The sequence below is a fragment of the Peribacillus glennii genome, assembly GCF_003429105.1.
GTDB lineage: Bacteria > Bacillota > Bacilli > Bacillales > DSM-1321 > Peribacillus > Peribacillus glennii.
Map to the genome: position 1 here is coordinate 60,590 of NZ_QVTD01000001.1, position 23,114 is coordinate 83,703.

22 protein-coding genes and 3 pseudogenes are annotated in these 23,114 nt (G+C 39.6%); 5 read left to right on the forward strand and 20 right to left on the reverse strand.

The window, feature by feature from the left end; translation table 11 throughout:
* Positions 1-26: 26 nt before the first annotated feature.
* The 3 genes and pseudogenes from D0466_RS00295 to D0466_RS00300 all read right to left on the reverse strand — a co-directional run.
* Positions 27-1,307 (reverse strand): urea ABC transporter substrate-binding protein, encoded by a 1,281-nt coding sequence (locus D0466_RS00295; protein ID WP_199484474.1) that lies wholly within the window; start codon positions 1,305-1,307, stop codon positions 27-29.
* Between the two features lie 1,139 nt (positions 1,308-2,446).
* Positions 2,447-2,569, reverse strand: coding sequence for a hypothetical protein (locus tag D0466_RS23230; protein WP_267897358.1), 123 nt, complete (start codon positions 2,567-2,569; stop codon positions 2,447-2,449).
* A 454-nt stretch (positions 2,570-3,023) separates the two neighbouring features.
* Positions 3,024-3,610 (reverse strand): annotated as a pseudogene (locus D0466_RS00300) (DUF4153 domain-containing protein); the annotation flags it as partial.
* 158 nt (positions 3,611-3,768) lie between these two features.
* On the opposite strand from D0466_RS00300, the pseudogene D0466_RS22685 reads away from it, so the two are divergent.
* Positions 3,769-3,977 (forward strand): annotated as a pseudogene (locus D0466_RS22685) (IS21 family transposase); the annotation flags it as partial.
* 562 nt (positions 3,978-4,539) lie between these two features.
* Here D0466_RS22685 and D0466_RS00310 read toward each other — a convergent pair.
* Both D0466_RS00310 and D0466_RS23235 read right to left on the reverse strand, forming a co-directional pair.
* Positions 4,540-4,650, reverse strand: a complete 111-nt coding sequence (locus tag D0466_RS00310; RefSeq protein ID WP_117320563.1) for a YjcZ family sporulation protein — start codon at positions 4,648-4,650, stop codon at positions 4,540-4,542.
* A 603-nt stretch (positions 4,651-5,253) separates the two neighbouring features.
* Positions 5,254-5,385 carry a hypothetical protein gene (locus tag D0466_RS23235; protein WP_267897359.1) on the reverse strand — a complete coding sequence of 44 codons (132 nt, stop codon included), beginning with the start codon at positions 5,383-5,385 and terminating at the stop codon, positions 5,254-5,256.
* Between the two features lie 230 nt (positions 5,386-5,615).
* Here D0466_RS23235 and D0466_RS22465 point away from each other — a divergent pair, with 230 nt between their 5' ends.
* Positions 5,616-5,882, forward strand: coding sequence for a hypothetical protein (locus D0466_RS22465; protein WP_199484482.1), 267 nt, complete (start codon positions 5,616-5,618; stop codon positions 5,880-5,882).
* 315 nt (positions 5,883-6,197) lie between these two features.
* On the opposite strand, the gene D0466_RS00320 is transcribed toward D0466_RS22465, so the two are convergent.
* The 10 genes and pseudogenes from D0466_RS00320 to D0466_RS00365 all read right to left on the reverse strand — a co-directional run bounded on the left by D0466_RS00320 (position 6,198) and on the right by D0466_RS00365 (position 15,568).
* The gene (locus tag D0466_RS00320) at positions 6,198-6,452 is read right to left on the reverse strand and encodes a hypothetical protein (protein ID WP_233522476.1); all 255 of its coding nucleotides are present in this window, start codon (positions 6,450-6,452) and stop codon (positions 6,198-6,200) included.
* A 15-nt stretch (positions 6,453-6,467) separates the two neighbouring features.
* Positions 6,468-7,196: pseudogene (locus tag D0466_RS23425) on the reverse strand (ParA family protein).
* A gap of 196 nt (positions 7,197-7,392) precedes the next feature.
* Positions 7,393-7,563: a YjcZ family sporulation protein gene (locus D0466_RS00330; protein WP_233522492.1), complete on the reverse strand. Its 171-nt coding sequence runs from the start codon at positions 7,561-7,563 to the stop codon at positions 7,393-7,395.
* A gap of 314 nt (positions 7,564-7,877) precedes the next feature.
* Positions 7,878-8,399: a hypothetical protein gene (locus D0466_RS00335; protein ID WP_117320728.1), complete on the reverse strand. Its 522-nt coding sequence runs from the start codon at positions 8,397-8,399 to the stop codon at positions 7,878-7,880.
* A gap of 376 nt (positions 8,400-8,775) precedes the next feature.
* The gene (locus D0466_RS00340; RefSeq protein WP_117320566.1) at positions 8,776-10,065 is read right to left on the reverse strand and encodes an MFS transporter; all 1,290 of its coding nucleotides are present in this window, start codon (positions 10,063-10,065) and stop codon (positions 8,776-8,778) included.
* Between the two features lie 145 nt (positions 10,066-10,210).
* Positions 10,211-11,182 carry a sugar phosphate isomerase/epimerase family protein gene (locus D0466_RS00345; protein ID WP_117320567.1) on the reverse strand — a complete coding sequence of 324 codons (972 nt, stop codon included), beginning with the start codon at positions 11,180-11,182 and terminating at the stop codon, positions 10,211-10,213.
* 2 nt (positions 11,183-11,184) lie between these two features.
* Complete coding sequence (locus D0466_RS00350) at positions 11,185-12,357, reverse strand: Gfo/Idh/MocA family protein (protein ID WP_117320568.1); 1,173 nt, start codon at positions 12,355-12,357, stop codon at positions 11,185-11,187.
* 174 nt (positions 12,358-12,531) lie between these two features.
* On the reverse strand, positions 12,532-13,716 hold the full coding sequence (locus D0466_RS00355; RefSeq protein ID WP_117320569.1) for a levoglucosan dehydrogenase: 1,185 nt from the start codon (positions 13,714-13,716) through the stop codon (positions 12,532-12,534).
* Positions 13,717-13,786: 70 nt separating this feature from the next.
* Positions 13,787-14,596, reverse strand: a complete 810-nt coding sequence (locus D0466_RS00360; protein WP_117320570.1) for a sugar phosphate isomerase/epimerase family protein — start codon at positions 14,594-14,596, stop codon at positions 13,787-13,789.
* Between the two features lie 774 nt (positions 14,597-15,370).
* Complete coding sequence (locus D0466_RS00365; RefSeq protein ID WP_117320572.1) at positions 15,371-15,568, reverse strand: hypothetical protein; 198 nt, start codon at positions 15,566-15,568, stop codon at positions 15,371-15,373.
* Between the two features lie 300 nt (positions 15,569-15,868).
* On the opposite strand from D0466_RS00365, the gene D0466_RS00370 reads away from it, so the two are divergent.
* Both D0466_RS00370 and bioB read left to right on the forward strand, forming a co-directional pair.
* The gene (locus D0466_RS00370; RefSeq protein WP_117320573.1) at positions 15,869-16,453 is read left to right on the forward strand and encodes a biotin transporter BioY; all 585 of its coding nucleotides are present in this window, start codon (positions 15,869-15,871) and stop codon (positions 16,451-16,453) included.
* A 21-nt stretch (positions 16,454-16,474) separates the two neighbouring features.
* Positions 16,475-17,476, forward strand: coding sequence for a biotin synthase BioB (gene bioB / locus D0466_RS00375; RefSeq protein WP_117320574.1), 1,002 nt, complete (start codon positions 16,475-16,477; stop codon positions 17,474-17,476).
* Positions 17,477-17,706: 230 nt separating this feature from the next.
* Here the strand turns inward: bioB and D0466_RS21990 are convergent, their stop codons facing one another.
* Positions 17,707-17,853: a hypothetical protein gene (locus tag D0466_RS21990; RefSeq protein ID WP_158555762.1), complete on the reverse strand. Its 147-nt coding sequence runs from the start codon at positions 17,851-17,853 to the stop codon at positions 17,707-17,709.
* A gap of 365 nt (positions 17,854-18,218) precedes the next feature.
* Here D0466_RS21990 and D0466_RS00390 point away from each other — a divergent pair, with 365 nt between their 5' ends.
* Positions 18,219-18,773, forward strand: a complete 555-nt coding sequence (locus tag D0466_RS00390) for a TetR/AcrR family transcriptional regulator (protein ID WP_117320578.1) — start codon at positions 18,219-18,221, stop codon at positions 18,771-18,773.
* Positions 18,774-18,868: 95 nt separating this feature from the next.
* Here the strand turns inward: D0466_RS00390 and D0466_RS00395 are convergent, their stop codons facing one another.
* From D0466_RS00395 to D0466_RS00410, 4 genes are all read right to left on the reverse strand, one after another.
* Positions 18,869-19,789 carry an FAD synthetase family protein gene (locus D0466_RS00395; RefSeq protein ID WP_117320580.1) on the reverse strand — a complete coding sequence of 307 codons (921 nt, stop codon included), beginning with the start codon at positions 19,787-19,789 and terminating at the stop codon, positions 18,869-18,871.
* Positions 19,790-20,192: 403 nt separating this feature from the next.
* Positions 20,193-21,719 carry a 4-hydroxyphenylacetate 3-hydroxylase N-terminal domain-containing protein gene (locus tag D0466_RS00400; RefSeq protein WP_117320581.1) on the reverse strand — a complete coding sequence of 509 codons (1,527 nt, stop codon included), beginning with the start codon at positions 21,717-21,719 and terminating at the stop codon, positions 20,193-20,195.
* A complete protein-coding gene (locus tag D0466_RS00405; protein WP_117320583.1) occupies positions 21,716-22,636 on the reverse strand; it encodes a polysaccharide deacetylase family protein in 921 nt (306 codons plus the stop codon). The genes D0466_RS00400 and D0466_RS00405 overlap by 4 nt, the downstream gene beginning before the upstream one ends.
* Positions 22,637-23,071 carry a RidA family protein gene (locus tag D0466_RS00410; RefSeq protein WP_117320584.1) on the reverse strand — a complete coding sequence of 145 codons (435 nt, stop codon included), beginning with the start codon at positions 23,069-23,071 and terminating at the stop codon, positions 22,637-22,639. It abuts the gene before it with no gap.
* Positions 23,072-23,114 lie beyond the last annotated feature (43 nt).

The window sequence follows — 23,114 nt, forward strand, 5'->3', positions numbered from 1 at the left end:
TCCCTCTTTAATTGCCAACCAATCCTTTAGTCCAATGGAGTATATTGCTTAAATTCGTCTTTCTTAGTTAGATCCACTCCCTTTTCTTTAGAGAGCCAATCGGGTACAACCGCTTCCCATTGTTGTGGGAAGGTAATTTTATGCTCCTTATCTGCATAAGCAAGGTATACATTTCTCACAGCATGATGTGTTGCTGGATCAATCTTGGCAGTTCCAGCTGGACCGTCATAGCTTATGCCGGTTTCCAGTGCGTCAATAACAGCCTCAACTTCAGTTGTTCCTGCCTTTTCTACAGCTTCAGCCCATAGCATTACTCCTGTATATTGGGTTTCCGCTTCCATACCCACGTATTTATCATCGGGGAATTTCTTATAAAACTTGTCAACAAACTCCTTTGCACTTGGCAGGATATCGCCTAACTCTTCCATAAATGTAACTGTTACATACATGTTCGCTAACGAAGGAGGATCAAATCTCTTATGTTCATATGCTTGCGCCATATTTACGGTTGTGGCCATTGGAAGTTTAGTGTTTCCTGACTTTGCCCATTGTCCATAGAATGAGGATTGCTCTTGTCCTACCAATAATGTCACAAGCACATCTGGATCTGCCGCCTTTATTCGGCTGATTGTACTAGCAAATTGTGAAACTCCAAGTGGGATAAATTCCTCACCAACAATTTCACCGCCTAGTCTTTCTGTTTCAGTTCGCACCCAATCGGCTGAAATTTGACCAAAGTTATAATCGGCAGCAATTGTATATACCTTTGGACCATATTTTTTAATAACAGCTTCCATTAATGTTCCTATTTGGTGATCAGGAATAGCTCCGGTGTTAAATGAGTATTTACTAGCTACTCCACCTTCATATTGGTTATTGTAAAAATAGAGCATTTTGTTTTTTTCCATAATTGGTCGAATGGCTTCGCGTGATGCACTTGAAAAACCACCCATAACAACATCGACTTGATCTTCTAAAATTACCTTTCTAGCCATTTCCTGAAAACGTTTATTATCTGATTGTGTATCTGGTGCAACAATTTCCACCTGACGACCTAATAAACCGCCATTGTTATTAATTTCTTCAACAGCTAACTGTGCAGCGTGTAATTTTTGAATACCCACTAGGGAAAAATCTCCTGATTGATCTTCAAGAATCCCTATTTTGATAGGTGCATCTTTTTTACTCCCGCCTGCGCCAGATCCAGTAGATGTTTCAGCACTTTGACAAGCTGATAACAATAACATGAAAATCATAGTTAGTATTAGACCTATGTAATTTTTGGTTTTCTTTTTAGTTAAATGCATATTTACCTCCCTAAGAATCCTTTTTTTTATTTTGGTCAGTTGGTCTGACCAGAGGAAATCTCTTAACTAATTCTACTGAAAGTCAACATTAATCATTGGACTATTGGTCAGACCAAAGGCATTGCAATTATCCCTTTTTTACTTGGATTGATGGTCAGACCAAAAGACTTATACTATCACACACCTTCCTTCTTGTTTATGTTTTTATTTAAATTAAATCGCTAACTATATTGTGTATATTCTATATATAATAAATATTTTGAAAATTTAATCATATTATCTATAAAGTTTTTCTGTGTGTCAAGTCAATTTAATCTCTTTTTCTTTTTTATATAGGATTTTATGGGAAATTTTAAAAATTAAATTTTTAAAGGTTATTATAAACATGTTTATAGAAATGAATGTTTTATGTATTTTTTATGTATGATTAGTCACAGGCTTTCACATATCAAGATTAATTCCATTAAGTTGTCAGATTTTCTAACTAAAATAATAAATAAAAAAACTTATTGAAGGGTCCCTGCAAAATTCAAGTTAAAATATTGCATAAAAGTAGTTTTACTATCGAACAGTTGTAGACGAACTAAAAAGAGCATATTTTCACACCCTTAAATGAATGGAAAACATGCTTTTTATCTGTTATGACTCTTGATTTCCTACATCGTATAATTATTACACCTGCTTTAATTTTTCTTGAAGAATAATTTCACATTTCCATTCCTCAAATCGACCCACGTTTGGCACAAATCCCTTTTGATAAATAAGAGGATTTACTTTTCGCATCTCCTCCACTATCTCTGAACTTCTTCCTATAACTTTAGCTAGCCCATAACCCTCTTATGGATAGATATAGTATGTTTCATCTCAAAAAGCTGTATGATGGATTCATGGCATTGATCATTTTAAATCTCCATGCTAACATAGATCCATTCGATTAACAGCTGCGATAATTTAAAAGTATTATTCCAATAAATTATTATTAATATTACATAATACTAAAAATATAAATTTTACATTTTTTTATAATCGACCTGACTGGAACACTTCCCAATAATTGCTCATTATATTTTACGTCCTATGAATAGTCCTTAATTAATTTGATTTGGGTGAATTTTGAAATTCAATGTTTTTAAATCTTTTTATTTCCATCTTCCTGAATCATTTCGGGATAACGAAGACATAGAATCGTTCACTGTTTGCAGTTCCTCAACTTTTCGCCGAAGCTCTTCCTCACGCCTTTTTAAGTCTTGTTCTCTCGACACGTTCCTCCACCTCCATATTCCAGAATTAATATATTTCCTAATTCTATTTCAACACAGAACTGTAAATATCTCTTTTTGGAAAATATCAAATTTATTAAGCATTTCATTAAAATTAAAGACTAAATTGACCGCATTATCCAAAACGGAGTGCTTATTCCATTAATGCCCCCTTTAGTGTAAGTACATCTTTTCACATTTAATCAAACTTAAACTTAAAACGTACAAGTTTAGCTTATCAAAAACGTTTCATATAGTCCTTTTTCGTTGGGCACATGAAACTGGACATATTTTAAAGAATCCAGTTGCAAAAATATATTATGTCTTATAGTTTGAATACTGTATTTTTAACTTTGGTAATGAAAATAAGCCAAAAATATGCAACACTGTATAAAAAGCTGCATAATAACGGCACTAAGGATTTTATACGTTATAGAAGTACATTAACAGAGCCTTTCTAATTAAAAATTATAGGAAAAGTAAATGTAACGAAAGCTGCCCAAAGTCCGTAGACCGGCAAATACTTAGTAACGGCATCTTGGATGGGTGAAGGTCCGGATTTGTGATGTAGAAAACGCATATAGGAGAGCATAATCCAAACCAGATTTACCCAGATAAGTATGTTTACTCATAAAACAGCAAGTCTATTATGCGTAATCCCATAAGAAGAAAGCCTGAACACGATGGCTGACAAAGCCACACTGTCAATGATAAGCGCAAGAACAATTAAGAAAAAATTTATATAATCTCAAATGTTCTTTTTCTCGTCAGAGTCGCTCTCGATAATGGAAAATATGGTAACGGCCAATACAACAGGGAGTATTCCGTTGAAGGCTATCAGGAAATTGTGGTCCAAGAATGGATTTTTTCCTACCCATATAACCGTTATAAGATAGACCAAACATGTGATCATGATAAGAGGACTAAAAATTTAGCTATATATGGTGTAATATTCTTAGGAAGTTTAAGATTCAATGATACCAGGTATGCAGCCACAATAGCGAGAGCGGCAGCACCAAATAAAACGACATTACTAAAATAGAAGTAAAATAGAAGTCTTCTATATCCAAGCGACAATCTAGTAACACGGTGCTAATATAACACCGAGGTAGAAATGCTATTTTAAATATGTTCAATAACGCTTAAATAAAATATGTACATATTTGCTTTCATTTTACATACTAGTCATGGGGTGACTAGCTGTGTATCTATCCTTAAAGATTGATGTTGATTTTGGCATTAAGAGCCTTTTTGACTTGCCAAAATTCAAGCAGCTAATGGAGTATATGAAAATGAAAATTAATAAGAGTAAATTGCAGAGGAACTAGGGGTTGACCGGCGAACAGTTGATAAATATTTAAGTGGTTTTGTCGCTAAGAGGACGAGAAAGAATTCCTCAAAAATTGATGAATAACATGAAGTAATCGCAGCCCTTCTATCAGAGGATTCCAAGATTGATACGCCTTGAATTAAGCGCTACGATTAAAATATTGATCCTGTAGATGGAAGCCCCTAAAAAGCCGGAACTATGATTATTATATTGTAAGGAGTACGCTCACCTTCCAAAATTGGCAAATAGATAAGACCCTTACTTCCTCTTTCCACTTGAGAAGCTTGCTCATTAATTCGTCATACGATAACCCTTTATTCATTCCCACCTTGAACCAACGCAGCGATTCACCTGCCGACAAAGTTAAACCCTAACATACCACATGTCTGAAAGAGCATGACGAAAATATGTAATGTCGCATTCTGTTCCATGGATTGTTTGTATGAAGGGGTGATCCATACAGGAAATTACCACACCATATGTCCCGATTGTAAACAAGGCGTTGGCTTTCACTAGCACTCCCTTTCCAACTGCAGCTCCTGCTAGCACAAGTGTAACTTGCAAAAGGCCCGTGCTTCTTTTCTCATGCAATTCATAAAGCCCGAAACAGGTTTGACCCCATTATCAGGCTTTAAGAGATGAATTAATAAACGCCTCCACAAAATCCTGCGCAGCCAATAATCACCAATAATACGAAGATTACAAGGATAAAAGCAAATTGGCCGCCGTAGCCACCGCCAGTGTACTCACCCATATAGTTAGCCTCCTTTGTGTGTTAGTGGAAAAGCTATCTTACAATTTCTATAGTATGTACAAACCCTGTAATGGACAGGGTAAAGAGTTTGTCCTAATGAAAATGTGTCTTTTCATCAATTGAATAAAAGTCTTTTAAAAAGGCTGTCACTTTGATAGCTTGTACATATTATAAATTAAGCCGAAGCCAACCAGCATATTCGTCATTATTCTCCTTTCCGAAATGGCAAAAAAGAAGCCTGATAATTAGGAATCCCTGATTAATGGGCTTCTTTTGGCAAGCTTATAAAAACTTTATATGGCCGTATCTGGGTTAAAAAGCTAAATCTTTCTAGAGCAAGAAACTATGCTGGAAATTGGATTGAAAGCATTGGATCAACTAAAGCAGTATATCAAGCAAGGAAGCAACTGAGGAACAACTATGTAAAACTGGCCTATTCCATCTTATACAATCAATTGCAAGTGCAACGCAGAAAATTTCTCCCTGAAGATGTGTTTTACAAATAGTTAGAGGAATAACAAGTCCTGGAGGTAGAACTAGTGGTAAAAATTTATGATGCACTTAAACCCATAAGAAAACAACAACAAATTATCAATAACGCATTTAAACCGCCCGCAATCCGTTGAACAAGTCACCAAAACCGACTGATACACCTTGTTGTAATTCCTTTGCCTTCTTTTCCATACTCTTAAGTTTTTTGTTTAACTCCTTAAACCCCTTTAACTTAACAGCCACACTACCGCCTCCTTGTTTATCAGTAAAACAAGTTGAGACAGGATGAAATTCTATATGTACTTAATCCTATTTAATATAAAAAGTTTAGGTGATTTTGTATTTATTTGTTTAAATTGTCAAATAAAACAAACAAAGCAAAAGTGCGTCAAGGACATTTACCTATACACCTTATATAAAATAAACATATCCCTATAGAGAAAGATACTATAGAAAAACAAGGGAGGCCCATTTTGAATCCATATATTTATGTAAATCAAGATGACTACAGACTGCCTTTTGGCGGATTTGGACGGTCCGGTGGTTTCGACGGATTTGGCGGACCATTATTAGGAGGCTTAGCAGGAGGCTTGTTAGGAGGCCTTGCAGCTGGTGCGTTGTTTGGTGGGTACGGCGGCTATGGAGGGTACGGTGGTTTTGGGGGTTATGGCGGCTATGGAGGGTACGGTGGTTTTGGGGGTTATGGCGGCTATGGCGGTGGAGGTTATCCTTTTTATTAACTTAAGCCTTTAAAGAAAAAACACCTACCGTTAGGCACACGCTTAGTAAATACACATTAATTTTAGGAAACACTGGAATAATAGAACTCACCGTAATAATGTGAAAGGTATGTATGGTTTGGGCGCTTATAGAACGAAGGTATTATTCATTCGTTTTGCGCCCTTTTTATAATCCAATACCTTAACAACAGACTTTAACACCAGGATGCTCTTCGTTCATACCTTTTCACACGAACAGGAAAAAGCTCTTTTACCCGATAAAGGGTAATTAAAGCAACCCCTTGTCTATAAAAAGCGTTCGTAATGCATCATTTACTATCTGGATTTTACACCTCGGCCACCATTTTTTGCTAATTGATCAAGTATTTTTACAACTTCTTTCTGCAGATAAATACCTGTCAAAATAGTTTCATTTTCCTTCTTCTTTAGATTGCCTTTAACGAGATTATACAAGTAATCCCCTGATTCTCCTGCTTTAATAGTGGTTTTGGGCGTTTCATTAACAGATTCGTTAACATTAACATTAGCAATATGACCAAAATTAGCTAAGTTTCGGTTCTTCCTGGCCAATCCGTTCGACCTCCTTCAGTAATTCAAAATAACTTTTACTAATGGGTTTTTAAAGTCAGTTAGTGTAGCTGGCTTTCTATCATAAGCAACGCTTGCCGCGAATCTGACAGAACGTAGAATAACCGTTTCAAACATATGTATTCCATTTTCAAAACAATATTTTCTGCACTGCTGCAGCACCTCATCGTGAAGTGTTGTTCTCTGGTACACCAGGGCAGCAACTACCCCTGTAATCTGTAATTTTGGATTGTGCTGCTCTTTAAAATTATGTATAGCATTAAGTATTTTTTTTAAGGATCTCATATTGTAGCCTTCTGGTTGGAAAGGTATCAATACACTTTTGGCATATGAAAGAACATTCCCTTGGACTAAACCTAAGTTAGGCGGGCTGTCTATAAGCACATAATCGTATTCTTATCCAGGATCCCCATCACTTTTTTCAGTATTTTAAATGGATCCGGATATTCTTCGCTGTGTGTTAAAACGTCAAATTCCAAAAAATTCATATCGTCATTCCCCGGTAAAACATCAATATTCGGGTGGATCCAAGTCGTCAACTAAAACATTATATAAAGTCTGTTCAACTGAGTCAGGATTGTTACCTAATGAAACCAGCACATTACCTTGATTGTCCGTGTCGATTATCAAAACTTTTTTGTTAAGACTTAAAGCTCCAGCCAGGTTTGTCGTAATGCTTGTTTTTAATACCCCGCCCTTATTTGTGGGAATAGCTATAATCTGCATAATATCCCCCTTAATTCTGCACGGATAATCACTCTATCGGCATCCTAATAAAATACGCTGGTATTAAAATATTTTAGACAAGCTTCCTACATCAGGAGGACTTTTTTTTACGTAAACACAGAGTTTTGTATGGAGCGCAAAATGAAGTTGCCACTTTACCGTAATAAAAAAAGCCTCTAAAGGAGGCTTTTTCTTTTTAACAGTAGGCTCCGTATCCGTATGCTGGGCCGACTGGAGCAAACCCTCGATAACCGCCACAGAAACATGCTCCTATTATAACTAAAAGCACGAACAGTACAATTATCAATGCTAAACCATTACCATATCCTACTGGCGCTACACCATCTGTCATAGAACCACCTCCCATTATGTTATTGAAAAGGCATTTATACGGGTTACTGCATATTATGTTGATGATAACTAAAGGATACAAATACCTACCAGCTTTTTAAAATGTTTATCCTTACTGGGTAATTACCTATCCCATCCTATTTATGGACACATATACTACTTCTGCAAGTTCGAATGAGAAGGAAGTGCAGAATGGATAGACATTTTTTTGGTGGTTACACAGGAATGATGGGGTATGGGTATCAATAATCTCGTAAGGTTTGACTTTTTAATAATAGTAACCATTAATAGAGCCTATAAGGAGGAGAGATTCATTTTAAAAATCTCTCCTTAAGGATTATTTTTCTCTTCATCCTTCCGCCAAAAAAGGTCGTCTGATGATTTATCTTTGAATTCGTCCTTCCAAAGCAGCAAAACCGCTTTTCCGTCAGAAGGGGTGCCGCTTGGGTAATACATCGGAAAGATGGACCAGAAAAGGGCAATAAATGAAAAATAAACAAACTGATACCACCAAACGCTGGGTTCCAGCACTCTTATATAAATAAGGATATTGACAACACCGATACTTACCGCGTTAAAAATCGCCCCGCCAAGAAAAATAAAAGTGTCGCTAACCCTGCTATTAAACTTAATCTTCTTAAATTCACAGCCGCCTGCCCAAAAGTAATACTGGCGAATTTCGAATTTCCAAAAACTGAAAAGCTTTTTGCCATGCCCAATTACTACCTTCTTCTCTGTTCCTCCAAAAATGGCGACAAAAAACAAATGGCCCGATAAATGAATAATCGTGACAACCGGATAAATCAAGAAAAACGCGAGAAAAAATTTCCAAAAGTCATTAAACCCAAACATGCAAGTACCTCCTAGCTGAAGGCTTTCAGCCCACGGTTTCATATCTACCCGGTGCACATTGATATAACCTAGAATTTTTTTCTTTTTAGGTAAACCCATTCCATCTGTGGAATTCTGCCCATTTGCGCCTGGATTCGTCTTAGAGCAAGGCAAACTCAGCCGAATTGTTCCCGGATCCAGCCAAACAGCATATGAATACAGCGAAATGCCAGATGAAATCTGAATAACTATGAAGATAGTTAATAAAAGCAGCATTTTTTCACACAAAAAACCTTAACGGATAACCGTTAAGGTAAGCTTTGTTCACTATTAAGTTATTACGGAATCTTCCTGGAGGTCCTAACTTAGCGTTCTATAAATATAGTTACTGAGATTCTTAATTTACACTAGCCGTCCTTTTAGTTAGATCTTCTTTACCCTCTGCTTTGTTTTCTTCTTCAGGCAGCTTCATGAATTTCATTAAAACAGCACCACTAAAGTAGAAGATCGAGAATACCCATGCAAGCCCTTCTGCACCAATGCTATTGATGAACAAGCCAACAATTGCCGGTGCAATAAAGTAGGACATTCCCGCACCAAAGCTAACAATTGCCATCGCTGAGCCTTTTTGGTCCGGAGCCAAAGCCGTTACCAGGGCGGAAAGCGGGACGAAACCACAGAGAACGATTCCAAATATGATTGCAACCAATGTCATAGCCCAGAAATTATGTCCTACAACGTGCGGTGTATAAAATAATACGAGAGTCATTACACCACAGCCGACACTGCCAATCCACTGGATCGTCTTGCGCCAACCCAACCATTTGTCACTGATGTAGGGGATGACAAGGTTAAATGCGATGTTTGCCAGCCAGAAGGTTCCCCAAATAGTTAGCCATTCACCGGTTGAATAATTATATTCAGAAGCAAGGTAAAGCGGGAAAAAGATAGGAAGAGCCCCTACACCGACTGAATTGATGATACGCACCAGTCCGCCTATTGCCACTTTTGGTTTTTCGATACAAATCGTAAATCCGCTCAATAAGCTTTTGATTTTTTCCTTTGCGTCACCCTTGTCCTCGCTGACTCTGTCATTGCCGACAACTAAAAGTCCAACGATTCCGCCTACCAGTACCCAGGCAACAGCACTCCACAAGAGTCCCATATACCCAATTTTATCAGTCATGAAAGCCGGGAAATAACTCCCCACTACATATAGACCGCCGCTCCATGCAGCCCAGAAAAGGCCGACTGCTGTAGCCATAATTCGCTGAGGGCTGCGATAAGTTACCCAGACTAAAAATGAATAACAAAAGAAAGGATAGCCAATGCCTCGCAGCGCATAGGTTGGCAGCATCCACTCAAAGCTATGGAGCTTTAATCCCAATTCAATGAAAAGGATCTGGCCAACGAGCCAGGTAATCAAGCCGATAAGCATAACCTTTCTCGGCCCCCATATTTCCGTAAGCACGCCTGAAAAATAGGCGGATACTGCCAATACTGCTCCATACGCTGTAAACAGGGTTGCTGCCTGTTGTACAGTCAAACCCTTTTCAATTAAATAAGGAGATAGCCAAGCATGTTCAAGACCGTCGCCGGCCATAAAGATAAGCATCGCAACAAAGCCCCAAATCATTTTACCCGGAAGGCCCGCCTTATTTTGTTGCTGTTCTGCAATCGCATTCATTTTATTCACCCCAGAATCTCATGTTTTTCTTCTCAAGATGCCTGTTAATAATCCCAATCCTTTTTGCAAGGTGAGGCAGGATACCCTCTTGGGGATTCGAGACAGGCACCCTTTTTAAGGTACCTGTATCGAATCCCCAGAAATATTAGGCCCACCACATTTCCGTTAGCTGCTCTTTGAAAAGTGCTCCCTTTAATAAAGAGATGGCCTTGCCCAAGCCCTCATCTACGGAAGCCAGCATGTCCTCATGCTCAATCGAAATGACATAGTCATATCCAACGGCGCGAAGGGTGCTCACCATGTCTTTCCATGCCTTTTCATCCTGGCCATACCCAACTGACCTAAACGTCCAGGAACGATTTAATATATCACTATAATGCTTAGTATCTAATACGCCATTTACACTTATATTTGCTTTATCCAAATACGTATCTTTCGCATGGAAATGGAAGATCGCTTCCTCTTTTCCAAGCTTTTTAATGGCTTCCACAGGATTGATTCCTTGCCATAAAAGGTGGCTCGGATCAAAATTTGCACCAATGGAAGGTCCCGCTTGCTCTCTTAATTTTAAAAGCGTTTCGGGATTATAAACGACAAAACCAGGATGCATTTCAAACGCAATTTGGTTGATTCCATGCTGTTCGGCAAACTTTGCCTCTTCCTTCCAGTAAGGAATCACTACCTCATTCCATTGCCAATCCAAAACCTCTGTATATTCAGGCGGCCAGGAGCATGTGACCCAGTTCGGAAACTTCGCCTGGGGATGGTCACCCGGACAGCCGGAGAAGCCATTGATGACAGGGACTTCGAGGCGTTCCGCGAGCTTTACAGTTTTTCTCCATGTTTCATGTGCTGACACCGCAACCTTTTTATCAGGGTGAAGCGGATTTCCATGGTTACTTAACCCGCTGATGATCATTCCCCTGCTTTCAACAGCTCGTTTGAAGCCCTTTAATTTTTCCGGGCTTTCCAATAATTCATCAGGATTACAGTGGCTGTTTCCAGGATAATTGCCTGTACCAAGTTCAACAGCCTCTACACCCATCCCGGCCAATTTATCAAGCATTTCTTCAAAAGGAAGGTTTTGATAGAGAACAGTAAATACGCCTAATTTCATGATTAACCCTCCTGCTCTGTCCGGACTTTCACCCATTTTTGTTGTTCGTGGCTTTCTAAGATGGCGTCGGTAATGCACATCGATACATGCCCATCCGCAAAAGTAGCAAAATTAGCCTGATCACATTCAGGGTCTTTTTCGTCCCGAATGAAAGAATAGAAATTCAACATTCCGTTTTTCAACGCATCCGGCCAGCCTTCATTATGTCCTCCAGGATGGTGGATTCCACTTTTTGCTTCAGGCAGGAATAAGGCCGGATCAGCAAGAAGGGTTTCATTTGGTTTATCTCGATGTCCGATCCATAATTGTGAAGGTTCTTCCTGATTCCAGAAAGCAGAGCTTTTGCTTCCATTGATTTCAAAGCTTAGTCTGTTTTTGCGGCCCGCACTTACCTGGGAAACCGTAAACACACCCCTTGAGCCATCTTCAAACCGCACAAGAACCGACGCATAGTCTTCTGTGTTAATCGGAACATCTTCATATTCCACTTCCTGATCTTTTTGTGCGCCAAAAGTCGCTACATTAGATTTGGATTTTTTCCTTACCGGAATGACTGTAGCCAAATCGGCGAATACTTCGACAATTTTTTTACCCGTCACATATTGAACCGTATCACACCAGTGGGAACCGATATCCGCAATTGCACGTGACTTTCCTCCAACTTCTGGAGCCAGCCGCCAGTTAAAATCAGTTTGATACAAGAGCCAATCCTGCAAATAACTTCCGTGCACGAGATTTACTTTCCCCAGTTGCTCATGCTTGACCATAGCGGCTAACTGTTTCACAATCGGGAATTGGCGGTAGTTAAAGTTTACTCCGTGTACAACCTTGTGTTCTTTGGCTAAAGCAAGCAGCTCTCCAGATTCTTCACTGGACATTGCAAGCGGCTTTTCTGATAAAACGTGCTTTCCTGCTAAAATAATTTCTTTATTAATCGCAAAGTGCAGGTGATTCGGGGTACAATTGTGCACGACTTGAATTTCATCGTCTTTCAGCATTTCGCGATAATCACCATAGGCTTTCGGAATTCCTAGTTCAGTTGCCTTTTGTTCAGCTGCCTCCTGGCTTGATTCCGCAAGTCCGACCACTTCCACAAACCCGAGCCTTCTGATGGCTTCAATGTGTGTTGGCCCTATAAAACCCGTTCCAATGACACCAACTTTAATTTTTTCCATGGTTGTCCTCCTTAATTGACGATGTTTATGGCATATTTAACGCGACTTTTCTATACCTTTTGGCCTTTTTAATGAAGGCCGCCGCGAGGGTGCAGCAGCCTTCAAACTTAAATGAGCCAAGAATGAACAATATTTAATTATCCATGATTATTCTAGTTCAGTTTAAAAAACCCCTTATTTTTCCTCTAATTCGTTCACATTTACCCATTGGCCTTTTTCGGCTGATTCAAGAATAGCGTCAGCGATAAGCTCAATACGGTATCCGTCATTGAAGTTTGGAGAGAATTGGGTATCTTCTTCAACAATTGCTTTAAAGAAGTCATGAGTTTCGATGATTTTTGTTTCTCCATATCCGATACCTAATGCAGGAATCGGCCATAAAGCTTCTCCGTACGGTGTAGCGGGACCTGTATATACCGTTCTGAAGCCCTTCGCATCGCTTGGATCATCTGAGAAGCTCACTTGAAGTTCATCACGATTTTCATAGTTGAAGAATAAAGAACCTTTAGTCCCATGGATTTCAAAAGTCAGGAAGTTATTGCGTCCCCAAGCATTACGGGTTGCTTCAATGGTTCCGATTGCACCGTTTTCAAACTTGACCATTGTAATGACCTCATCATCCACATCGACTGTGCCTTTCGGTACGTCTGCGCCACTGTTTTTCACAGTACCCAGCTTGTCAATGCCACCCGTTTGCAGTGGTCTTTCCGGAATCCATGTTCTAGTGAGGGCGTTTACATCTGAAATTTCGCCAACCAGGTACCGTGCAAAGTCTACAACGTGTGTACCGATATCACCCAGTGCACCCGAACCGGCAATTTTCTTTTGGAAACGCCAAGATAGCGGCGAATTCGGATCGGCAGACCAGTCTTGCAGATATGTTCCACGGAAGCTAAGGATTTCTCCGATTCTTCCTTCTTGAATGTATTTTTTCGCAAGCGCAACAGCAGGAGTTCTTCTGTAGTTGAAAGCAACCGCATGTTTAACGCCTGCAGCCTTAACTGCCTCTAACATTTCTTTAGCTTCTGCAGCACCCAGCGCCAACGGCTTTTCAGAAATGATATGCTTGCCTGCTTTTGCTGCAGCAATCGCAATTTCAGCATGTGTATTGTTTGGAGTTACAATATCAATTACATCGATTTCCGGATTGTTTACTACCTCTCTCCAATCGGTGGAATAATGTTCAAACCCTAATCTTGCAGCTGCATCTTTGGCCAATTCTTCTTTTACGTCAACGACTGTGTGGCGGTGAGGGATCGCGGGAGCAGGCCAAAAGAACATTGGCATTGCTGCATATGCAAGTGAGTGCGCTTTCCCCATGAATCCTCCGCCGATCATACCTACGTTTAATTTTTTCATTTTCGTTATCCTCCTAAACTTGAATTAATATTTCTAAGTACTTTTAAACCGCTTTCAAAGCCTTGCTAATTTATTTCTCGTATTTTGATAAAAACCCTCGGCTGATTTCTGCACCTTTTTTAGGATCTGAATAGCTGTCAAGTTCAATGGTAATCCAATCATCATAATTATTTTCGTTTAACAGTTTGACCATTTCATCGAATTTTTGGTGTCCTTCTCCTAATGGCAAAAATTCTCCGTTCGCATAATCCTTGAAGTGCACGTATTTAATCCGATCTGCGTACTTTCTGATAACTTCCACCGGATCTCCGCCGCCTGCTTCGATATGAGCCGTATCCGGACATAAATTAATTTTTGTCAGGGCCATGAGCTTGTCCAGTTGGTCGGGAGCTTCCACATTTGTTCCTAAGTGCGGGTGATAGCTCGGGATGAGATGATTCTTTTCTGCAATCGCTGCCACTGTATCGAGGGCATTCGCCAAATCTGCGTAATCGCTTTCTTTAATGCCATTGCCACGGACAGCTCCTCCGCCGATAACCAGATGTCTTGCACCTAATTCAGAAGCAAGAACGGCTACTTCCTCAATTTTTTGCAATTCTTCTTCCAAAACATCCTGGTAGATGAAATTCGCTCCGGTGTATACACCGATGAACTCCAAAGAATATTGTTGAAGCAATGCTTTGAACTCTTCTTTTTTATCTTTATATTCCATTAAGTTTCCGTCGAAAATTTCAAACCCTTTGTACCCAGCTTCCGATATATCTTTCAAGGCTTCTTCTGTAGAGCCATTCGCAAGATAATAGAGATCCTTTATCGATGTAACCCCGGCCGGATGTCCTACAACACCGCCCCATGTATTGGTTTGATAGCCTAGTTTCATTGTTCTAATCCTCCGTTTCCAATTCATGTTTTAAGTACAAAATATCCTTCTCCAGTATTTCTTGGTATTAAAGTATGATTCTTACTTACTAGAAATACTAATTTTACTTGTAATCGATTACATCTTTTAATAAATAATATCAAAAATCTATTAATTTTGAAAGCATTTAATCTTCTGTTTTCTGTAATCGATTACATCATTGAATAAAAAAACCTTATGCTTTATAAGGTTTTCTATTCATTTGACTACGTTATTAGTGTAATCGATTACATTGTAATTTTCAACTCTTTTAAACTATTTTTTAATTTCTCATAGTTAGTAGTGATAAAATAAGTTAACACTTTAACTAAGGGCGTCAATTACATTCTACAATAGCTTTTCTGTTTGAATGACCTGGTACCCTCGGACATGCGGCTGTCGTTGGTTTTCTTCATGCATTCTTTAGCGTAAAGCGAAGTAGTCAGTGTTCTTATCCTCCCAATATCCAATACCTTCAATGGGAGAGCAGAATCTTCTAATTTAACCTTAAGGTTTAGTGTTGACATAATTTGTGAACTGAATTAAAAAAATTCGCTTATTAATTTAAAGCCAAGGTTTATCATGCTTTTCACAAATTTGTCCCAACCAAGTTAAATTACGACGACATCATCTATTCATTGGTTCCTTATCTTAACCATCCCCTGTGATACAGCCCAAACCGTTCGTTCATCGCAGAATCAACATTTTCACTTGACGTTTTGTTTGCCATGCCTTCCTAACCTCGACCTTAGTTTTTCACCATCGCCTCGTCCTGTTCCTTAAGTAATTCAATACATCAAGGGCACTCTTTACATCGTCCAGTGTGTTTTTCACTGTGCATATTTCAGTCTGATCGTTCCCATTATTTAACCGCCCTTTTATGTCAGATAATGTACTTTCGAGTTTATCATAAACCTCTTCCCCTTTAGCCAATAAAATAGTTGAAAAATCCACGATCCGTTCACCTCTGCATGAAAATATATAAAGCATTTATTTACGCAAATTCAGTTCTTTTGATTGAAATATAAAAAATATAGTAATTTTCATTTTCATTTATTTTTTTAAACCTGCTCAAGCAATTACACGAAAACCTCAATAAATGAAAACAAAGACCTACTCAGTTTTCCAACCAAATGCCTAAAATTGGCTGCTATAAATTTATATATGTAAACCATATATAAAAACTAGTTGACATTATTTTTATAATTCTATTATCCTGAATTTATAAAAAACTTTTCTGGAGGAGACAATTTCATGAAAGGCAAAATGAAAACAATTGATTTAACCCTGGTTGCCGTATTTGTGGCTTTGATGGCAGTTGGTGCCAATACGTCGTTCCTCGTAGTGGGTGGGGTTCCCATTACTTTACAAACCTTTTTCGCCATTTTGGCCGGGGCGATTCTAGGGAGCAGGCTTGGTGCCATTTCCATGGTTGTATATGCGCTGGTCGGAATGGTTGGGGCTCCTGTATTCGCCCAATTTACCGGCGGCATCTCCATCATTATAAAACCTACTTTCGGCTTTATCATTTCGTTTATTTTCACAGCATACATCGTTGGAAAAATGGTGGAAAGAAACAGAAGCTTGCCAAGTTATGTGACTGCTTCTTTAGTGGGTATGACAGTCAACTACTTATTTGGAACGAATTGGATGTACTTTGCTTATGATTTATGGGCGGGTGCTCCGGACGGATTCTCCTATAAAATGGCTTGGTTGTGGATGGTTGCGCCGCTGCCAAAAGATATCATCTTATCTGTATGCGCAGCATTTTTTGCCCACCGGATGGAGAGAACCGTGTTATCGAGAAGCACGTTCAGAAACGTAAAAAAAGCAGCCTAATTATGAGGGGAGTAATTTGGAATGGGAGATTGGAATCAGCTTGCATTAAGAGTTTTGGATGGCTACGAACTGACCGATGAAGAGGCTTTATCGATTTTGGAAAGTCCTGATGAACAGCTTCTGGAACTGCTACAGGGCGCCTATACCATACGCCGCCATTATTACGGCAATAAGGTAAAATTAAATATGATCATCAACACAAAATCCGGGCTGTGCCCAGAGAACTGCGGCTACTGCTCCCAATCCAGTGTATCCACAGCGCCGATCGAGAAATACCGCATGGTTGACAAGGATTCCATTTTAAAAGGCGCCGAGCAGGCCTATAATCTTAACGTGGGTACATATTGTATCGTGGCGAGCGGAAGAGGGCCCAGCAACAGAGATGTCGATACCGTCGTTTCAGCTGTAGAGGAAATAAAGGACAAATACAATCTGAAAGTTTGTGCCTGCCTTGGACTTCTAAAGCCTGAACAAGCAAGCAGGCTGAAAGAAGCAGGTGTTGACCGCTATAACCATAATATAAACACTTCAGAAAGCCACCATGAATCCATTACAACCTCCCATACTTACCAGGACAGGGTAAATACCGTGGAACTTATTAAAGAAGCGGGAATATCCCCTTGTTCAGGGGTTATTGTAGGCATGAGGGAAACCAAACAAGATGTCATTGACATGGCAAGAAGTTTGCGGGTACTGGACGCGGATTCCATCCCTGTTAACTTCCTCCATGCAATTGACGGGACACCTCTGGAAGGAACCGATGAGCTGGAACCAATATATTGCCTTAAGGTACTCTGCCTGATGCGTTTCATCAACCCGACAAAGGAAATACGCATCTCCGGAGGAAGGGAAGTAAACCTCCGAAGTCTGCAGCCGCTGGGACTTTATCCGGCAAACTCCATCTTTGTTGGAGATTACTTGACAACTGCCGGACAGGAAAGCACAGCTGACCATCAAATGCTTAAGGATTTAGGTTTTGAGATTGATTTCGTGAGGGAAGAAACAAATGCTGTTTTGAGCTAATGAATACCGGCTGCCGGAGAATTTCCGGCAGCCTTTTCCTTTTTAATATAAAATACATTTTGAATTTCGCCAGTGTCATCTGCAGCTCCTCGCAAGATGGGAAAACGCTTGTGCGGAGGATGAGACTTCTTCCATTGTTGCCAGGGATTCCTGGCTTGTCGATGCGGTTTGCTGGCTTGCACCGGCGCTCTCCACCGCAGTTGCTGTTTATGTATCCATTGAACCCACGGTCAGCCTGCTGCCAGTGACATTTGCTGGACGGCGGCTGAAACCTCTTGTACCTTGCCTGAAACGCTTGACACTGCCGTCTCTATTACTGAGAATGCTTCACTCACCTTTTCGGTGACAGAACCCCCCCTCCACTTTTTCAGTGCCACGGTTCATGGGAACCACAGCGTTTTGGGTTTCTTTTTGTTTATAATACTGAGGCAGGGTAAACAGCTTTTCATATGTGGTCCTAAACAGCTCATTTAAATCTTTTTTTACTTCGAGGGTTTTAAGGTCTTCTTCCCTTTGTACCATTTTTTGGAAACATTGTATTTAGGGGAATTCCGTGATTTTGTCTGCAAAGAAACCCAGAAAAAAATGCCGAAATATTTGTTGTGGAAATAAAAAGCCCTCACCCAAAAAAATATATTGCTATATTTAAATTTTGCGAAAATTCGTCAAAGCATTTGACTTTTCTTACAATAATACTTAGGATTATAAGTAAACAACTGGAAATTTTAAAAAGGAGGGAAAAGTGAGTAATCGTAGATCAACTCTAACTCGTGACCATATCTTATTGGAAGCCTGCCGACTTGTTTCAAGGGATGGAGTTTCAAATTTAACCCTGGAAAAAGTAGCGAAAGAAGCTGGTGTCAGTAAAGGGGGATTGTTATATCATTTTCCGTCGAAAGAAACCCTCATAAAGGGAATGATTGACGATATGTTAAAAAGGTCCTACCAAGACATCGACTATTATTTATCAAAAGAAAACGATGAACCAGGTAAATGGCTGCGGGCCTTTATCCAAACAACCTTTAAGGAAGTTGGCCGAAAAGACTTAATCAGCCCAGGTTTAATGTCTATGTTGCTTGCCAATACAGAATTACTAGATTCCTGGCGAAAAACATACGCTGATTGGACAGAAAACATAGAAAATGATAATCAGGATTTACTTATTGCTTCTATTGTTCGGTTAGCATGTGAGGGTTTATGGTTTACCGATTTACTTGGTTTTTCTCCAGTGCAAGGAGAGTTTCGCCAACAAATCCTAAACACCTTAGTCGAATTAACAAAGAAAGATCACTTATAAATATTACAATAGTTTTTTATAGTAAAAAATGGACATCGCCTAATCTAATTAGACTAGGGGATGTCCATTAACAATTCCAAACGATGAAGAGCATTCTATGCAAGTGTATATTCAAACATCTGGCTTTGATATTTGTTAATTATATCTAGAAATTCAATGCCTATCATCGTATTTTCCGCAACTATTCCCCTTGAATTGGTCATTTCCAATTCAAGTTGATCCGGTTTTTCAGAATATACCGTTCGTGGTTTAATCATCAATAGACCACTGCAAGTTCCTCGTTCAGTATATACCGTGACCTGAAAATGCCCTTTTTCAGGAAGCAGATAAGGTTTTGGGACCATGATTTTTACTATGTCTTTCTCTGATGCCCGTTTATCCTGAGCTAATCCTATGCTTTCTCCTTCTATGTAATATGGCCGTCCCAGCAACTCATTTACAACAGATACATTTCCTTGCTTTACATATTCCCGGATGAGCGTACTTCCTACCTTTGCATCATAGCGTTTTATGGGATTTATTATATATACTTCAAATCGGCCTCTACTCCACTGTTTCATATACTCGGGAGTCCCCGTTCCTTTTGATCCAAATTTATAATCAAAACCTGCTACAACATGCTTAATCTTTAATGGGATTAAAAAATTTTCTATGAAATCTTGGGGTTGTACTCTAGAAAGGGCTGGGCTGAATTGTACAACATAGGCTATATCAACTCCCATTCTTTCTAAGATTTGAAGTTTATCTTCCAGAGGGGTTAAATAGCTTGAATATCCACTTTTACCTAATACTTCCCGAGGATGGGGATGAAAGGTCATTACACCGCTTGCCAATTTTTTGTTTTTAGCATGATGAATGGCTGTTTCAACCACTTTCTGGTGCCCTAAGTGGACTCCATCAAAGTAACCCATAGCAACAGAGGATGGATCATATTTTTTCGATAAATCCAACGGGTAAGACAAATAACATACCTTCATTATAATCACGTCCTTTTTAGTTATTCCTGAAGAAGTCATTCTAAACTGGTAAAGAAAAAGGACAAAAAGAAGATCATGCCAACCCTGCCTCTGTCCTTTTATCCGAAAAGTAAGTTATACAACTGATTCTTGTTTGCTGAGTTATCTGTAAAACTTCCAACTAGTGATAAAAACGTAGCCAGAGGTTGGTTTGATCCTCCCAATAAAGCATGCTCCCTAATCACCTTTTTCGATTTCTCATTTTTATCAATTTCCACAAAATAAAACCGCCCCTGTTTTTTAAATAGATCGGTTACTTGTTCTACAGCGTCTTCCTCTTTCCCGGCTTTACTGTAGAAAATCTATAATGCTATTTCAAGATTGAAAGATTTATATCGGAAGGAAAAGAGCCTGCCTATCTATTATGATAAGGCCCGCCCTTCCGACCTGTACTTTCTAAACTTTATTTTAAATCATGTTTATATAAAGGTTTTACCTCTCCATTAGCTCTTGGTAATTCGAGATAATCACGGATAAAGTTAGCTGGCTCTGTACGATCATAAGATCTGTAAAGCTCAGACCGGATGATCGGAGCATTCGTAGCATTTAGGTTTTCAAACAAACCAACCCTGGAAGCATGGCTTGAACAAGTAAGATCCCAGATGAAGTTAAAGAATTTGTTTTTCTCACGAGCCGTAACACCAGCTCCAGGCAGATATTCTTCCAGTTTTGCACCGATTTCCGGATGGTCCCAGACCTTGCTCGGGAAGCGGCTGATTAGTCCCTGTCCGCTCATATCGCGAAGGATGTGCATGATTCGCGGATAGGTTTCGATTGAATATAAACGTCCTGCAGTTAAGAATCTGGTAGATGGAACTAACACACCATTCCACATCTCTGATTCTTCTTCAGCAGCAATAATCGCCGCTTTTAAATTAGAAGAATAAGTGATCACTTCTGCCACGGCATCCCTGACTCCCTGGAAGGAATCGATACCTAGGACATCAACGATCGTTTGCACTGCTCCCACCAACATTTCTGCACGGTACATCAGGCGGCCCAATATGTGCCAGTGGAATAGAGATCCTGAAACTCTATATAATCCTAACATCTTCATGTTATAAAGGCTGAAGACATATTCGCGTGGCACGAAAACATTATCAAACAAGATCATGTTATCAGTTTCCTCGCCGCGTGAATCGATAGGGTGGTCTTCAAAACTGGAATCAGGAGAAGTGACAGGCTCCCGAAGCACTAAAGTTATTCCAGGTGAATTCAACGGAACTGCACACCAAAGTGCTGCTTCCGGCTCTAAGTTAGCGGATGTAGCCGTTGAGATTGTTGCAAAGTGTGCTTGGACTCCTACAGATCCAACTGGTTTTGCGCCGCTTAAAACTATACCGTCCGGACGTTCTTCTACCACCCTTAAAGTACCTTTTTTCTGTGAAGGAGGCAAATTTTTATCTGTTTGGACATCTGGAATCAAATCTGCACTGATAATATTATGTTTCTGGCTAAATTCAACAAACCTTCGTACGTTTTGTGCATATTCAGGGTTTTCCTTTTCAATTTTATCAATAATGGAAAGGAAACCCATGGCCATCATGGAGCCGTAGTCATTTGGGCGGCCAAAGACGCCAAGAGTGCTGTAAGTACTCAACTTTAACATTTCGCGTCGAAGTTTATAGTCCTCTTTCGTTTTAGGAACAAGCCAATTAGTACTATATCTTTTGCCATCCTCTGGACTTATAAAAGTCGTAATATCCCTAGTGGCAGGGTCGAATTGCATATCATATATCTTCGCTAAATTTTCCACGCCACGCTTTATGGCAGGATGATTCGGTACATCACTCACTTCGTTTCCCTGGGAATCTATGACTCTCCTACCGTCTCTCAAGCTTTCTTTGTATTGCTCACCCGTCATTAAATGAGGCTCAGTTCCTTTGCTTAATACTTCCTTAAGTTTGTTTGAAGTCGTGATTACACTCATTTTCTTACCCCTTCCAATCTAAATGAATTTAATTCAGGAATCCGGCCGTTGTAATAAGGAAGCTGTACTTCACGCGGATTATATGTTCCGTTATCGATGCACTTTCTGACGTGCAATGCGATTTCTTCCATAGTCGCAAACCACACATTCCCTTTATCCATCATATACTGGATCATTTTATCGATTCTGCGGCATCTGGCTAACCTGCCTGATAAGAAAGGATGCCATACCGAAACCCACATGCCCCCAAATTCCCATGCAGCTTCAAATTCATCGATCCACACTTCCATGGCACGGTCTGGCGATTGGATTGGCATATCGTACGCGAAATCAGGATTGTGTGCGTACTGCGGCCAATCGTCCATAGCCCAATGAGTTGGCAATTCTATAACTTCATTAGATCCTTTACCTTTTAGAACATACGGTACGTCGTCTGCCATCAACGACGAGTCGTATATGAGCCCCTCTTCTGCTAAATAATTAACCGAATTTTTAGAAAAATTCCACCAAGGTGCTCTCCATCCTGCCGGTCGTTTCCCTACATGCTTTTCGAAAACTTCAATGCTGCGTTTAAACCAATACAGCTCTTCTTCTTCAGGCAGTTCATTAGGATGCTCATGCAAGTACCCATGATGAGCGATCTCGTGTCCGTCTTTAAGGATTGCTTCCACATAATGAGGATAACGTTCAATATTCCAGGCTGGAATGAAGAAGGTTTGTTTAATGCCATACTTTTTATACATATCAAGAATGCGGGGGATTGCCACCTCGTCATACCTTACCCAGGAATTTGATGAAATTTTTGTATCCGCTTTATCAGGATGATCTAAATGCAAGATGCTGTCGGTATCGACATCGAATGTAATGGCAACTGCGCATTTTGCCCCGTTAGGCCATGGAATAGGATTTTTTATCATTTAATTCTCCTCCTCTATGATTGCGATAGCTTCTATTTCTATTAATAGATCTTCCCACATAAGACCAGAAACACGAATGGCTGTTCCAACAGGACCCGGGTCAGCTAAGTATTCCAATCTCACTTTTGTCATCTTCTCCCAAAATTCTGTTGTCTCATTTTCATTACCTTTATATACATAGTAAGTATTTAGCTTTACGATATCTTTTATGTCAGAGCCCACTTCATTTAAAACCTTGCGAATATTTTCAAAAACCGTTCGGGTTTGCACTTCTATATCCCCTACACCTATAATCCCGTTTTCATCAGCGGAGATTTGTCCACCGACAAAAACCATGTTTCCAACCTTCCATCCTTGGGAAAAAGGTACCGGCATACTCCAATCCCAGTGGCCTTTAGGCATTATTCTCGTTTTTTCCATAATTGTCTTTTCCATAATTCACCTCAATTAGTACTTTGATTTCATTCACCGATATATT